11 protein-coding genes are annotated in these 14,233 nt (G+C 72.9%); 6 read left to right on the top strand and 5 right to left on the bottom strand.

What is annotated here, in order from left to right; genetic code table 11:
* Nucleotides 1-5 precede the first annotated feature (5 nt).
* From dnaN to AB0881_RS29205, 3 genes are all read right to left on the bottom strand, one after another.
* Nucleotides 6-1,154, bottom strand: coding sequence for a DNA polymerase III subunit beta (gene dnaN, locus AB0881_RS29215; protein ID WP_366622013.1), 1,149 nt, complete (start codon nt 1,152-1,154; stop codon nt 6-8).
* 105 nt (nt 1,155-1,259) lie between these two features.
* On the bottom strand, nt 1,260-1,757 hold the full coding sequence (locus AB0881_RS29210; RefSeq protein WP_366621950.1) for a methylated-DNA--[protein]-cysteine S-methyltransferase: 498 nt from the start codon (nt 1,755-1,757) through the stop codon (nt 1,260-1,262).
* Nucleotides 1,758-1,797: 40 nt separating this feature from the next.
* Nucleotides 1,798-3,267, bottom strand: coding sequence for an AlkA N-terminal domain-containing protein (locus tag AB0881_RS29205; protein WP_366621948.1), 1,470 nt, complete (start codon nt 3,265-3,267; stop codon nt 1,798-1,800).
* Between the two features lie 118 nt (nt 3,268-3,385).
* Between AB0881_RS29205 and AB0881_RS29200 the strand changes: the two genes are divergently transcribed.
* Together AB0881_RS29200 and AB0881_RS29195 are read left to right on the top strand one after the other, a co-directional pair.
* Nucleotides 3,386-4,516: a class I SAM-dependent methyltransferase gene (locus AB0881_RS29200; protein ID WP_366621946.1), complete on the top strand. Its 1,131-nt coding sequence runs from the start codon at nt 3,386-3,388 to the stop codon at nt 4,514-4,516.
* Nucleotides 4,517-4,611: 95 nt separating this feature from the next.
* Nucleotides 4,612-5,523 carry an SDR family oxidoreductase gene (locus AB0881_RS29195; protein WP_366621945.1) on the top strand — a complete coding sequence of 304 codons (912 nt, stop codon included), beginning with the start codon at nt 4,612-4,614 and terminating at the stop codon, nt 5,521-5,523.
* Here the strand turns inward: AB0881_RS29195 and AB0881_RS29190 are convergent.
* Nucleotides 5,475-8,795 carry a BTAD domain-containing putative transcriptional regulator gene (locus AB0881_RS29190; protein ID WP_366621943.1) on the bottom strand — a complete coding sequence of 1,107 codons (3,321 nt, stop codon included), beginning with the start codon at nt 8,793-8,795 and terminating at the stop codon, nt 5,475-5,477. The two genes, AB0881_RS29195 and AB0881_RS29190, sit on opposite strands and share 49 nt — an antisense overlap.
* Nucleotides 8,796-8,890: 95 nt before the next feature.
* On the opposite strand from AB0881_RS29190, the gene AB0881_RS29185 reads away from it, so the two are divergent.
* The 4 genes from AB0881_RS29185 to AB0881_RS29170 all read left to right on the top strand — a co-directional run bounded on the left by AB0881_RS29185 (nt 8,891) and on the right by AB0881_RS29170 (nt 11,454).
* Entirely contained in the window at nt 8,891-9,736 is an 846-nt protein-coding gene (locus AB0881_RS29185) for an NAD(P)-binding domain-containing protein (protein WP_366621941.1), read from the top strand.
* A gap of 59 nt (nt 9,737-9,795) precedes the next feature.
* Complete coding sequence (locus tag AB0881_RS29180) at nt 9,796-10,248, top strand: MarR family winged helix-turn-helix transcriptional regulator (RefSeq protein WP_366621939.1); 453 nt, start codon at nt 9,796-9,798, stop codon at nt 10,246-10,248.
* Nucleotides 10,249-10,335: 87 nt separating this feature from the next.
* The gene (locus AB0881_RS29175; protein WP_366621937.1) at nt 10,336-11,079 is read left to right on the top strand and encodes an SDR family oxidoreductase; all 744 of its coding nucleotides are present in this window, start codon (nt 10,336-10,338) and stop codon (nt 11,077-11,079) included.
* A 12-nt stretch (nt 11,080-11,091) separates the two neighbouring features.
* Nucleotides 11,092-11,454 (top strand): MerR family transcriptional regulator, encoded by a 363-nt coding sequence (locus AB0881_RS29170; protein ID WP_366621935.1) that lies wholly within the window; start codon nt 11,092-11,094, stop codon nt 11,452-11,454.
* Nucleotides 11,455-11,464: 10 nt separating this feature from the next.
* On the opposite strand, the gene dnaB is transcribed toward AB0881_RS29170, so the two are convergent.
* Entirely contained in the window at nt 11,465-14,086 is a 2,622-nt protein-coding gene (gene dnaB / locus AB0881_RS29165) for a replicative DNA helicase (protein WP_366621934.1), read from the bottom strand.
* Nucleotides 14,087-14,233: the final 147 nt, after the last annotated feature.

The raw sequence follows: 14,233 nt of genomic DNA, 5'->3' as shown, positions 1-14,233 counted from the left end.
CGGGCTCAGATCCGCACGGGCATCGCCAGGTAGCGGAAGCCGGTGTCCTCGCCGGTGTCGGTGGCGTGGTCGTCGTCGGACTTGTCGGGGACGGCGCTGAGGAGGGCCGCCTTGGTCGGGGCGGTGCACTGGAGGCGGGCGAACTCGGTGTCGATGCCGGCCAGGCCGTCCAGGAGGTACTGGGGGCTGAAGGCGATGTCGATGTCGTCGCCGTCGAGGAGGGCGGGGAGGCTCTCGTTGGCGCGGGCGTTGTCGCCGGAGGCGGCGCGGACGCGGACCTCGCCGGGCGTGAAGGCCAGCCGGACGGGCGTGTTGCGCTCGGTGACCAGCGCGACCCGCTTGATGGCCTCGGTGAACGGGGCGACGCGGACGCGGGCGGTGGTCGTCCAGGTGCCGGTGAGGCGGGAGCGGTAGTCGATGAACTGGTCGTCGAGCAGGCGCGTGGTCATGCTGCGGCCGCCGCCGGAGACGCCGATCAGCACGTCGCCGGAGCCGGCCAGGTCGAGGGTGACCTCGGCGCCGGGCTTGATCGCCTTGGCGGTGTCGGCGAGGGTGCGGGCCGGGACGACGACGCCCGCGGTGAACGCGGGGTCGGCGGGCGTCCAGGTGAGTTCGCGGGCGGCGATGCGGTAGCGGTCGGTGCAGGCCATCCGCATGGTGGCGCCGTCGATGTCGAGCCGGACGCCGGTCAGCATGGGCAGGGTGTCGTCGCGGCCGGCGGCCGGGGTGACCTGGGCGACGGCGGCGGCGAACAGGTCGCCGGGGACGGTGCCGGCGTGCGCGGGCGGCTCAGGGAGGGCGGGGTAGTCCTCGACGGGCAGGGGGAGCAGCCCGAACTCGGCGCTGCCGCACGTGAGGACAACCTCGGAGCCCTTCAGCGCGACGTCCACCGGGTGCGGCGGGAGGCTGCGGACGATCTCGGCGAGGAGGCGGCCGGGGACCAGCGCGCGGCCCGGCTCGGCGACGGTGACGTCCTCGCCGGTCAGGACGGCCTGCGCGGAGACCTCGTGGTCGAACCCGGCGAGGGAGAGCGAGCCGTCCGACGCCTCGATCAGGAGGCCCGCCAGGACGGGGAGCGCGGGGCGCGACGGCAGCGTGCGCGCCGCCCACGCCACCGCGTCCGCGAGCGCCTGCCGATCGACCCGGAACTCCATCGTCTCCCCCTCGTCGCGCGAAAAGCCGTGCACCGGGAACGGTAGCGGCCGGGTCCGACAGCCTAGAAGCCCGGCGGCTCAGGCGGCTCAGGCGGCTCAGGCGGCTCAGAAAAGGGTCTCGGCCTTCACCCGCTTCTCGAAGTCGAGGAGGTAGCGCTTGCGGTCGAGGCCGCCGCCGTAGCCGGTGAGGCCGCCGGTGGAGCCCACGACGCGGTGGCAGGGGACGATGATGCCGATCGGGTTGCGGCCGTTGGCGAGGCCGACGGCGCGGGACGCGCTGGGGTTGCCGAGCTCCTGCGCGAGGGTGCCGTACGTGACGGTCTCGCCGTACGGGATCTCCTGGAGGGCGTTCCAGACGCGCTGCTGGAACGGGGTGCCCTGGAAGGCGAGGGGGAGCGTGAACGCGGTGAGCTCGCCCGCGAAGTAGGCGCGAAGCTGTTCGGCTATGGGGGTGAACGTCGTGTCGCCGTCGGCGGGGACGCCGAAGGTCTCCTCTGGTGGGCGATGCCGTTGGTTGTTCATGTAGAGGCCCGTAAGGGCGTCGTCGGTCATCACCAGGGTGAGGGGCCCGACGGGGCTTTCTATGGTGGTGTGCGTGCGCATGGCGTGCTCCTTCAGGCCGAAGGTCTCAGACGGGGGGCTCTCAGACGGGCAGGTCGTTGATGGGGTGGTCGCCGGTCGCCCACAGGTACTGGACGGCGTACGCGCGCCAGGGGCGCCAGGCGGCCGCGCGCTGGGTCAGCGCGACGGGGGTGGCGGGCAGTCCGAGGTCGCGGGCGGCCGCACGGATGCCGAGGTCGGTGGGGGTGAACGCATCGGGGTCGCCGAGCGCGCGCATGGCGATGGTCTCGACGGTCCAGGGACCGATGCCGGGGAGGGCGCCGAGTCTCGCCCTGGCCTCGTCCCAGTCGCTTCCGGCACCGAGGTCGATCTCGCCGGCGGCGAGGGTCGCCACGAGGGTGGTGAGGGTGGTGCGGCGGGCCTGCGGGAACGCGAGGGTGACCGGGTCGAGTTCCGCGAGTGCCTGCGGGCTCGGGAACAGGTGGGTGAGGCCGCCCGCCGGGTCGGTGATCTGCTCGCCGTGGGCCGTCACCAGGCGTGCCGCGTGGGTGCGGGCCGCCGCGGTCGACACCTGCTGGCCGAGTACGGCGCGTACGGCGAACTCGGCGGGGTCGGCCGTACGGGGTACGCGGCGCCCGGGTGCCTTGTCCACGAGGGGCGCCAGCACGGGGTCCGTGCGCAGGAGGTCGTCGACCGCGACCGGATCCGCGTCCAGGTCCAGCATGCGGCGGCACCTGCTGATCGCCATGGCCAGGTCGCGCAGGTCGGTCAGCGTCAGGGAGCACGCGACGTGGTCTGGCTGGGGCGTGAGCGCGACGATGGCGTGCCCGTGGGGGAGGCGGAGCGTTCTCCTGTAGGCGCCGTCCCGCCACTCCTCCACGCCGGGTACGCCCGTGGCCACCAGGTGGCCGAACAGGTTGTCGGGACATAGGGGAGCGCGGAAGGGCAGCCGTAGGGAGAGCGCTTGTGTGCCTGCGGCGGGGTGTCCGCGCGCGACCCGGTCCCGGAGTTGGCTGGGGGTCAGCGCGAAGACCTCCCGTACGGTGTCGTTGAACGCCCTGATGCTGGCGAATCCGGCCGCGAACGCGACGTCCCCCATGGGCAGGGCGCTGGTCTCTATCAGCAGGCGGGCCGTCTGGGCCCTCTGGGCGCGGGCCAGGGCGAGCGGGCCCGCGCCCAGTTCGGCGCGGAGCTGCCGTTCGATCTGCCGGGTGCTGTAGCCGAGGCGCGTCGCCAGCCCCGGCACTCCTTCACGGTCGACGACGCCGTCCGCTATCAGGCGCATGGCGCGGGCCACCACGTCCGCGCGGTGGTTCCATTCGGGGGAGCCGGGGCTCGCGTCCGGGCGGCAACGCTTGCAGGCCCGGAAGCCCGCCTGCTGCGCCGCGGCCGCGCTGGGGTAGAAGCGCATGTTCGCCGGCTTCGGCGGAACCACCGGGCAGCTGGGCCGGCAGTAGATGCCGGTGGTGACGACGCCGGTGTAGAACCAGCCGTCGAACCGCGCGTCCTTGGAGCGCACCGCTCGTACGCAACGTTCCACGTCCTCGTGCATGGGTTCAACGATCGCCGATGTCAGCCGCCTTCACTAGCGAGAATCCGACATCTACCTGGCGGTGGGATAATCGTCCCAGGGGCGGCGACGGGCGGCCCGGAAGGCCGGGGACGCGCGCGTGGACATCGAATGGACGCAGGACGGCGAGTCGCGTTCGGCCCTCTGGCGTTCCGAGAACGGCGCGCCCCCGCCGAGGCGGATCGTGGTCGCCGACGACCGGACGAAGGCCGACGACGCGTACCGGCTCGCCTGCGAGGGTACAGCGCTGCTGTGGCGCGGCGACTTCCAGAACGCGCGGCAGCTCCTCCAGGCCATGGCGCGGCGCGTGGACCGTACGCCCAAGCGCAAGAAGCGGAAGGCCCCCGAGCCGTCGCGGGTGCAGGCGTTCCATCTGCATCGCCAGGCGCAGGGGCAGCGGGCCCGCACGCTGGGCATGCTCCTCATCCCCATCGAGGCGGGGCATGTCGTACCGCTCCGGCGCGCGCCTGATGTACGGCAGGCCTGCACCGAGGCGTACGGGCAGGCCGACGAGCCCTATGTGGTGTCCCTACGCGAACTCCTGGGCGTGGTGGGCGCGCACGAATGGCGGACCAAGGGCGTGGAGATACCGGCGCTCTCGGGTGAGCGCATCCATCCGCACTACGGGGTCTTCTCCCCGGTACGGGGCGAGTACGTGGACCTGGTGGCCGAGGCTCCGATCCCGCATGGGACGAAGCTCGCGTACGACATCGGCACCGGCACCGGGGTGCTGGCGGCCGTCCTGTCCCGGCGGGGCATCGAACGGGTCGTCGCCACCGACCAGGACCCGCGCGCGCTCGCCTGCGCCCGCGAGAACGTCGCCCGCCTGAATGTCGGCGTCGACGTCCAGGAGGCGGACATGTGGCCGTCCGGAAGGGCCGATCTGGTGGTGTGCAACCCGCCGTGGGTCCCCGCGCGCCCAAGCTCACCCCTGGAGTACGCCGTGTACGACCCCGACGGCCGCATGCTCAAGGCGTTCCTCGCGGGGCTGTCCGAGCGCCTGGAGCCGGGGGGAGAGGGCTGGCTCGTCCTGTCCGACCTGGCCGAGCATCTGGGCCTGCGCACCCGCGAGGAGCTGCTGGAGGCGTTCGCGGCGGGCGGCCTGGAGGTCGCCGGCCGCCTGGACGCCGAGCCGCGGCATCCGCGCGCCTCCGACCCCGGCGACCGCCTCCACGCGGCTCGCGCGGCCGAGGTGACGTCCCTCTGGCGCCTGCGGGCCGCTTCAGATTAAGCCCAGGGTGGGCTCGGGCTGATCCTCCAACGCCCGGTCCCGGGGTCCGCCATGCGCGCTATAGTAAACGAACGTACATTTACTAAGGAGGCCCCATGCGACCGACCGACACCACCGCCCTCGTCGCCGGCGGCACGCGCGGCGCGGGCCGGGGCATCGCCACCGAGCTGGGCGCCACCGGGGCGACCGTGTACGTCACCGGGCGCACGACCCGCGAGTCGCGCTCCGACCTCGACCGTCCGGAGACGATCGAGGACACCGCCGAGCTGGTGACCAAGGCCGGCGGAACGGGCATCCCGGTGCGCTGCGACCACTCCGAGCCCGAGCAGGTACGCGCGCTGATCGAGCGGATCGGCGCCGACCACGGGCGGCTCGACCTGCTGGTGAACGACGTCTGGGGCGGCGACGCGCTCACCGAGTGGGACAGCAGGCTCTGGGAGCACGATCTGGGCAACGGGCTCAAGCTGCTCCACCGCGCGGTCGACACCCACATCATCACCAGCCACTTCGCGCTCCCGCTGATGATCCGGCGGGGCCGCGGGCTGGTCGTCGAGATCACCGACGGGACCGAGCGGTTCGTGGACGAGATGCTGGACGGCTACCGCGGCGCGTTCTTCTACGACCTGGCCAAGCAGTCGGTGATCCGGCTCGCCCGCAACCAGGCCGCCGAGCTGCGCCCGCACGGTGTCGCCGCGCTCGCGCTGACCCCGGGTTTCCTCAGGTCGGAGGCCATGCTGGAGCTGTTCGGGATCACCGAGGCGAACTGGCGGGACGGCGCCGCCAAGGACCCCCACTTCGCCCAGTCCGAAACCCCCGCCTACATCGGCCGCGCGGTCGCGGCCCTCGCGGCCGACCCGGACATCATGGCCAAGAGCGGCGGCTCGTACGACACCGGAGAGCTGGCCAAGGAGTACGGCTTCACCGACGTGAACGGGACGCAGCCCGACTTCGCCGCGTACTACCGCGACTTCTTGGCCGCCTCCAAGGGGGACGCGGAGGACTCCTGACCAACGGCATCGTCCACGGGCGCCTCCTGGCCCGCCTCGAAGGCCTTCCCGTAGGCGTCGTCTCCCAGGGCCTCCCGTACGCGCGCGGCAATGCGGTCCACATCTCCGCGTTCGGCCGCCGGTAGGGGAACGCCCGTGGACGCCCTGGCCGCGTGCGCCGCTCCCAGCAGCCACGCCGCCCGCTCATGCTCACCGGCGAGCGCCCGTGCCCCCGCCAGCCCCTCCAAGGCCAGCGCCAGCGCCCGGCGGTCACCGGTGCTATGGGCGGCGGCCAGGCCCTCCCGGTGCAGCGCCAGCGCCTCGCCCGCGGCGCCCCGCGCCTCGGCCGCGAAGCCCAGCTCGGCCAGGATGAGCGCGACGCCGCCCGCCCCCTCCCAGCGCCGGCACCAGTCCAGCCACGCCCGCAGATGGCGCTCGGCGTCGTCCAGGCGCCCCTGCCGCCGGGCCAGCATCCCCAGCCCGATCTCGGCGTACTCCTCGCCGCGCGGGAACGACCGCTCCGCCGCCAGATCCCGGGCCCGCCGGTGCAGCTCCGCGGAGCGCGCGTGGTCGCCGGTCAGCAGCGCGACGCGGCCCAGGCGGGCGAGCATGCCGGACACCTCGTTCCAGAGCCCGAGATCCTCGGCGACGCGCAGCCCGTCCCGGCGCACCCGCTCCGCGCCCGCGTGATCCCCGGTGATCTCGGCCAGCTCGCCGAGGACGCGCACGGCCTGCAGCTCGCCCCAGCCGTCGCCCAGCTCGCGGAACAGCGCCCGGCTCTCCGCCCCGGCCGTTCCGGCATGCCGTACACCGCCGGGCTCCCCGCGGTAGAGCGCCACCTCGGCGTGCACGCTCAGCGCCGCGGCGGCGCCCCACCGGTCGCCCAGCGCCCGGTACTCGCGCAGCGCCCGTTCCACCAGCTCGGACCCGGCGAACGCCGCCCCGAACCCCAGCGTGCAGTAGCCGAGCAACCAGCACGCCCAAGCCCGCCCGGCCGGATCGTCGATCTCGTCGTACCGCCGTACGGCCACACCCGCGAGCCGGAGCGGATCGGGATCGCTCCCGTCGAGCACCAGCAGCGCCATGGCCGCCCGCCACACCGCGGCCGCCGCACGCCTCTCCTCGGCACGACGGCCCTGCGCATTTGCCCGTTCTGCCGGGCCGCCGGCATCGCCGGCCGGCGACAGGGCCATGCGGAACGAGCGGTGGGCCTCGGTGAAGCGGCCGCGCAGGAACCAGTACCAGCCGAGCGCGTTGACCAGGCGCAGCGCGTCCTGCTCGGCGCCGTCCTCCAGCGCGCCGGCCAGCGCGGCACGGAGGTTGGCGGTCTCGGCGTCCAGGCGTTCGAGCCAGCGGCGCTGCTCGTGGCCGCGCAGGAGCGGTGCGGCGCGTTCCGCCAGCGCGATGTAGTGGTCGCGGTGCAGGCGGCGGACGCCCTCGGACTCCCCTGCCTCGGCCAGACGTTCCCTGGCGTACGCGGCGACCGACTCCAGCAGGCGGTAGCGGACGCCGTCGCCGGGCGTCTCCACGAGAACGACCAGGGAGCGCTCGACGAGCCGCCCCAGAAGATCGACCACCTCGTCCGCCCGCACGTCCGCGCCCGCGCACACCGCCTCGGCGGCGCTCAGCGTGCACCCGCCGGTGTGCGCGGCGAGGCGGCGGAGCACGGCGCGTTCGGGTCCGGACAGCAGCTCCCAGCTCCAGTCGATCACCGCGCGCAGGGTGCGCTGGCGCGGCGGCACGCCGCGCGGGGCCGAGCTCAGCACCCGGAACCGGTCGTCCAGCCGGGCGGCCAGCTCCCGCACCCCCATGGCCCTGACCCGGGTGGCGGCCAGCTCCAGGGCGAGCGGGATGCCGTCCAGGCGGCGGCAGATCGCCACGACGTCGGCGGCGTTCCGGACGTCAAGCGCGAAACCCGGTGCCGCGGCCGCCGCGCGGGCCACGAAGAGCCGGACCGCGCTCGACCGCCGTTCCAGCTCCCCCGGACCGTCCGGCGCATCCGCCGCCGGAAGATCGAGCGGCGGTACGGCCCGCAGCCGCTCGCCCATGATCCCCAGCGCGTCCTGGCCGGTCGCCAGGACGCGCAGCTCCGGCGCCTCCCGCAGCAGCACCGCGACAAGCTCGGCGACCGGTTCGACGACGTGCTCGCAGTTGTCCAGCACGAGCAGCGCCCGGCGGGGCCGTACCGCCTCGACGAGCCGTTCGAGCAGCGGGCGCGAGCGCTCCTCCGGCGCGGGACGCGCCGTCGCGCCGTCCCGGACCCCGAGCGCCGCCGCGACCGCCTCGACGACCCCGGCGGCCGCGCCCCGGCCGGGAGCCAGCGCGGCGAGTTCCACGGCCGGCACGCCTCCGGGGAACGCGCCCGCCGCCCGCCGCGCGGCCTCGTACGCGACCCGCGTCTTGCCCACGCCGCCGGGCCCGGTCAGAGTGACCAGGCGTTCGGTACCGCCGGCCAGCAGCCCGCGCACCTCCTGGACGATCTCCTCGCGGCCGATCAGCTCGGTCAGCGGCGCCGGCAGGTCCGCCCCCGGGACACCCCGGACCGGACGCGGCTCCAGCGCCGCGTCCTGGCGCAGGATCGCCTGATGGAGGGCCGCCAGCTCCGGGCCCGGGTCCAGGCCCAGCTCGTCCCTAAGAAGGTCGCGCGTCTCGGCGTAGGCGGCCAGCGCCTCGCTCTGGCGGCCCGACAGATAGAGGGCCCGAACATGCGCGGCACGCAGCCGCTCGCGCAGCGGATGCGCGCCGACGAGCGCACCGAGCTCCCCCGCCAAGAGGGCGTGCTCGCCCAGCTCCAGGCGCGCCTCGGCGAGATCCTCGACCGCCACGAGCCGCTGCTGCTCGAGGCGCTGCGCCTCCGCCCGCGCGAACTCCTCGTCCGCGAACCCGGCGAACGCCTCCCCGCGCCACAGCTCCAGCGCCTCCGCCAGCAGCGCGGCACGCCGCCGGGGATCGCCCCCGCGCGCCCGCCGCAGCAGATCCTCGAACCGGTCCGCGTCGACATCGCCGTGCCCCGTCCCGAGCAGGTAACCGGGGGAGCTGAACACCAGCAGATCCCGCGCTCCGGCCTCCGCGAGCGCACGCCGGAGCTGCGACACCTTGGCGCGCAGCGTCTTCGCGGCCCCGCCCGGAGGCTCCGCACCCCACAGGGCCTCGATCAGCCGGTCCGCGGGCACCGGACGCCCGCGATGGACGAGCAGGACGGCCAGCAGCGCCCGGACCTTGGTCTCGGGCACGCGAACCGCGCTCCCGTCCGCCGCCCGCACCTCCAGCGACCCCAGCACCCCGAAACGCACGCCGCCACGGTAACCGGACCACAACCCGGCCGGAGCCCGACCACAACCGCCCTCTCGCACAGTGGACCCGTAACCACCGATTGAGGAGCGACTCGATGACCGACAAGACACCCGTGACGATCCTCGGACTCGGCGCCATGGGCGCCGCGCTCGCCGCCGCGCTGATCGAGGCGGGACACCCGACGACCGTGTGGAACCGTTCGCCCGAGAAGGCCGGCCCGCTCGTGGAACGCGGCGCGACCCGCGCGGCGACCGTCGCCGACGCGGCCGCGGCGAGCCCCCTGGTGATCGCCTGCCTGCTCGACCACGAGGTCGTGGACGCGCTGCTCGGCCCGGCCGCGGACGCCCTGTCCGGCCGCGACCTGGTCAACCTCACCAACGGCACGCCCGAGCACGCCCGTACCGCCGCGGCATGGGCGGACCGGCACGGCATCGCCTACGTGGACGGCGGGATCATGGCGACTCCCCCGCTGATCGGCGGCCCGGACGCGTTCATCCTCTACAGCGGATCACAGGCGGCGTTCGACCGGCACCGGGAGACCCTCGGGGAGCTCGGCGGCGCGCGCTTCCTGGGGGAGGAGCCCGGTATGGCGGCGCTGTACGACCTGGCACTGCTCAGCGCGATGTACGGAATGGCCGCCGGCGTCCGGCACGCCCAGGCCATGGTCGGCGACGAGCGGGCCGAGGCGTTCTCCGCCGAATACCTCACACCCTGGCTGCAGGCCATGGCCGGCCCGATCGCCGCGGGCGCGGCCGGCGAGGAGTCGGACTCCCCGCTCGGCATGCAGGCGGTCGGCCTGGCCAACATCGTGGCGGGCGCACGCGGCGCGGGCACCCCGCTCGACCTGCTCACCCACATGCTCACGCCCATGCGCGACATCGTCGCAGCCGGGTACGACGACCTGCTCCCACCGCTGATCGACGAGATCGCCACCGCCTGAGCCCTCCGGACGGACCCGCGTCATCGTGGGTCCGTCCAACAGTTCGCTAGAATCTCCGCATGACGACGGGGGACGACGCGCGGCCCGCACGCCTCAGCCACACGCCGAGCTGGCTCATCAGCCAGGTCTCGACGCACAGCCACCGGCTGGTCCACGAACGCTTCGCCGCCGCCGGCGGCCGCGGCTACCACTACCGGCTGCTCGCCGCCCTGGAGGAGTTCGGCCCGGCCAGCCAGGCCACCCTCGGCCGCCGCACCGGGATCGACCGCAGCGACGTCGTCGCCGCCCTCAACGAGCTCGCCGCCCGCGACCTCATCGAACGCGCCCCCGACCCGGCCGACCGCCGGCGCAACATCATCACCCTCACCACCGCCGGCCGCCGCCAGCTGGAACGCCTCGACGGCGTCCTCACCCAGATCCAGGACGAACTGCTGGCCCCCCTCTCACCCGCCGAACGCGACCAGCTCACCGGCCTCCTCGTACGAATAGCCGACCACCACGGCTCCCCCTGACCGGCCTCAGTACCGGCTCTCCTGACCGTCGATCACGATGGTCATGCTTGACCTTGACACTGGCGGCAGGGTCACAGACTCATCCCCATGAGCACCGCAAACCCCAGGACCGTCATCGTCACCGGAGCCGGCACAGGCATCGGCCGCGCCACGGCACGCGCGTTCGCGGACGAGGGCGCGCACGTCATCGCGGTCGGCCGCCGCCCCGAACCGCTCACCGAGACCGCCGCCGGCCACCCGAACATCCACCCCCTCACGGCCGACATCACCGCCGACGGCGCCGCACAGAAGATCATCGACTTCGCCCTGGCGTACTCCGGCCGGCTGGACGTCCTCGTCAACAACGCCGCCATCGTCCAGAGCGGCCCGCTGGACTCGATCACCCGCCAGACGATCGACCCCCAGGTGGCGACCAACCTCGTCGCGCCCATCCTCCTCACCCAGGCGGCCCTAACCGTCCTCCGGAACGGCGTCGTCGTCAATGTCAGCACCTCGATCGGACAGCGCGCCTGGCCGGGCAACTCCGTCTACGCCGCCACGAAGGCCGCCCTGGAGACGCTGACCCGTGCCTGGGCCGTCGAACTCGCACCGCGCGGCATCCGCGTCCTGGCCGTCGCCCCCGGCGCCACCGAAACCCCCATCGGAGAACATCAGGGCCTGACCCCCGACCAGATCGCCGCCGTACGGAAATGGCAGCTCGAACAGACCCCGATGGCCCGCATCGGCCGTCCCGAGGAGGTCGCCTGGGCGATCACCGGGCTGGCCTCCGCGAAGGCGTCCTTCGTCACCGGCACCGTCCTCCCCGTCGACGGAGGCGCCGTGATCGCGTGATACCTCTATCGGATGCGGATCGGTGAGCTGGCACGGGCCACGGGCACCACACCCCGCGCCCTGCGCCACTACGAGCAGGCCGGCCTGATCGACTCGGCGCGCGCGGGCAACGGCTACCGCGTCTACGACCAACGCGCCGTCACCCGCGTCCGCAACATCCGCGTCCTCCTGGAGGCGGGCCTCACAGTGGACGACGTGCGCGCCTTCCTCCCCTGCCTGGACGGGGACGTCCGCGCCGCGCCCTCACCCGAAGGCATCCGGATCGCCCTGGACCGCCTCGCCGTCCTCGACGCCCGCATCGCCGCCCAGACCAGGGCACGGAACCGCCTGGCCGACGCGCTCCAAGCCGTGACAGGCGGCGCCCCGCCGCGCTGACGGAGAACGGCTACTGCGCCATATCGACGAAGCGGCTGTAATGACCCTGGAACGCCACGGTGACGGTGGCGGTCGGACCGTTACGGTGCTTCGCCACGATCAGGTCGGCCTCGCCCGCCCGGGGCGACTCCTTCTCGTACGCGTCCTCACGGTGAAGAAGCACCACCATGTCCGCGTCCTGCTCGATGCTCCCCGACTCACGAAGGTCCGACACCATGGGCTTCTTGTCCGTACGCTGCTCCGGACCACGGTTGAGCTGGGACAGCGCGATGACCGGCACGCCCAGCTCCTTGGCCAGCAGCTTGAGCGAACGCGAGAACTCCGACACCTCGACCTGCCGGCTCTCCACCCGCTTGCCCGACGTCATCAGCTGCAGATAGTCGATGATCACCAGCCGCAGGTCGTGCTGCTGCTTCAGCCGCCGGCACTTGGCCCGGATCTCCATCATCGACATGTTGGGCGAATCGTCGATGAACAGCGGCGCCTCGGCCACCTCGCTCATCCGCCGCGCGAGCCGCGTCCAGTCCTCGTCCTGCATCGTCCCCGAGCGCATCGCGTGCAGCGCCACCCGCGCCTCCGCCGAGAGCAGCCGCATCGTGATCTCGTTGCGCCCCATCTCCAGGCTGAAGAACGCCGAGGTCAGCCCGTGCTTGATGGACGCCGCCCGCGCGAAGTCCAGCGCGAGCGTCGAGTTGTGCGTCGGGATGCAGGAACGCCCCGCCAGATACATGTGGTCGGCGTTGTCGACCTGAACGCACCGCACCGGCACGCTCGGAATCGGCCGCACGTCCACGATGTAACGCACCCGGGCCTTCGGATCCACCGTCCTGCGCTGCCGCGCCAGCTTGCGCGGCAGCCGGAAGACCGGCTCGGCCGGGGTGAAGTTGATCCGGTAGAGCGTCGAGGTCTCCGGCGAACGCCCCTTGACCGGCTTGGTCGTCATCGTCGCCCGGTAGCCGAGGCTCAGGATCAGCTCGTGCGCCCCCTCGGCCAGCCGCCTGTTCACGAAGGCGAGCTGGACCTGCCCGATCTCGGAGACGTATCCGTCGGTGTCGAGCATCCCCGCCAGCAGCGCCCGCCGCTGCGCCTCCGACGCGCGTAGATAGCGCGCGGGGACATGCTTGTTCCGATAGACGCCCAGCTCTCTGAGCTTCGTGATGAGCCCGGGGAGGCCGAAGTTCCCCGGAGTCCTGCGCCGGGTGATCGGCTGCCCGGCCGCCTCGATCTGTTCGAGGATCTCCTCATCGAAGCAGGTGATGGTTCCGGCTGCGCTGCTCCCGTCACCGAGCCAGGCGCCCAGAACATACGGATCGACAGGCAGCTCCGCAGGAGGGAGCTGGAACGGCGCCGCGACATCGACCGCGTGGTTGGGACGGTTGTCGCCATCACAGCGCACGCTGGCCGCGATCTCTTCGGTCGTCTTGATGGGCCGATGCTGAGCCGTGGTCGCGAAGTTCTTCGGCCGCACGGCACGTCGCAGGAGCTCCCGATAGAGGGAGGTGTTCGGATAACGGGGTTGTCGCTTGGAGATACTCGTGTCGGCCTCGCCACGGTGGCCCTGCTGCCGGGTGGCCCCGTAGAGAGCGTCCTTGAATTCTGCACCGACCACCGACATCGCCTGGCGATGGGTGATGAGCCGGGGGGGCTTCTCGTTGGCCACCGCCGTCGCCCATCTGACGCGATTGATCGCTTCGTGGGACCAGTAGTAGGCGCGGCTGTTCTCACTGCTCTGGCGGCGGCTGGCCCGGGTCGTCGTGCGCCACTGGTGCTGGGCATCGGCGACAATGACCTCTCCATCGGAGAACTCAACCTCGTAGCACGGACGGCCGTGCATGACCTCGGTCGCGGCGACGACGCGGGTCGGCTTCCCGTCGGCCCCGATCAGGTGGTCTCCCACCTTGACCTGGCCCATCGTGGTCCACCCCGTGGGCGTTGTAAGGGGTGTATCAATGCTTATAGCCTTACCCATCGCAGGTCGCGCAGCAACTACGATCATCTGGCCGGGGTGGAGGCCGTTGGTGAGGGCGTCGAGGTCGGCGAAGCCGGTGGGGACGCCGACCATCTGGCCGCCGCGGCTGCCGATGGCCTCGATCTCGTCCAGGGCGCCGGGCATGATCTCGCTGAGCGGTACGTAGTCCTCGCCGGTGCGCTTGTCCGCGATGGCGAAGACCTCGGCCTGGGCGCGGTCGAGCACCTCGTCGGCGTCGGCGCCGTCGGCGGCGTAGCCCATCTGGACGATGCGGGTGCCGGTCTCGACCAGCTTGCGCAGCACCGAGCGCTCGCGGACGATCTTGGCGTAGTAGCCGGCGTTGGCGGCGGTGGGGACGGAGGAGATCAGCGTGTGCAGGTACGGGGCGCCGCCGATGCGGCCGATCTCGCCGCGCTTGGTGAGCTCGCCCGAGATGGTGACGGCGTCGGCGGGATCGCCGCGGCCGTACAGGTCGAGGATCGCGTCGTAGATGATCTGGTGCGCGGGGCGGTAGAAGTCGTGGGTGCTGAGGACCTCGATGACCTCGGCGATGGCGTCCTGCGACAGCAGCATGCCGCCGATCACGCCCTGCTCGGCGGGGATGTCGTGCGGCGGGGTGCGTTCGAACTCCTGCTCGTGCGATCCGAGTTCGGTCACACTCATCCTGCGCACCCCCTTGCCATCTGCCGCCGGTCGGCCCCGGCCGCTCGTCGAGGACCGTTCGCCCCACGTTTACCGGACGGCTCCGACATTCTCTGGGGCAGCACGCCCGATCGGCAAAAAGATCTGTGGACGAGCCTGTGGACGCGC

The sequence above is a fragment of the Spirillospora sp. NPDC029432 genome (assembly GCF_040703975.1).
Classification (GTDB): domain Bacteria; phylum Actinomycetota; class Actinomycetes; order Streptosporangiales; family Streptosporangiaceae; genus Spirillospora.
Note: the sequence above shows the minus strand (reverse complement) of the source record. Positions and strands in the feature narration are given on the sequence as shown.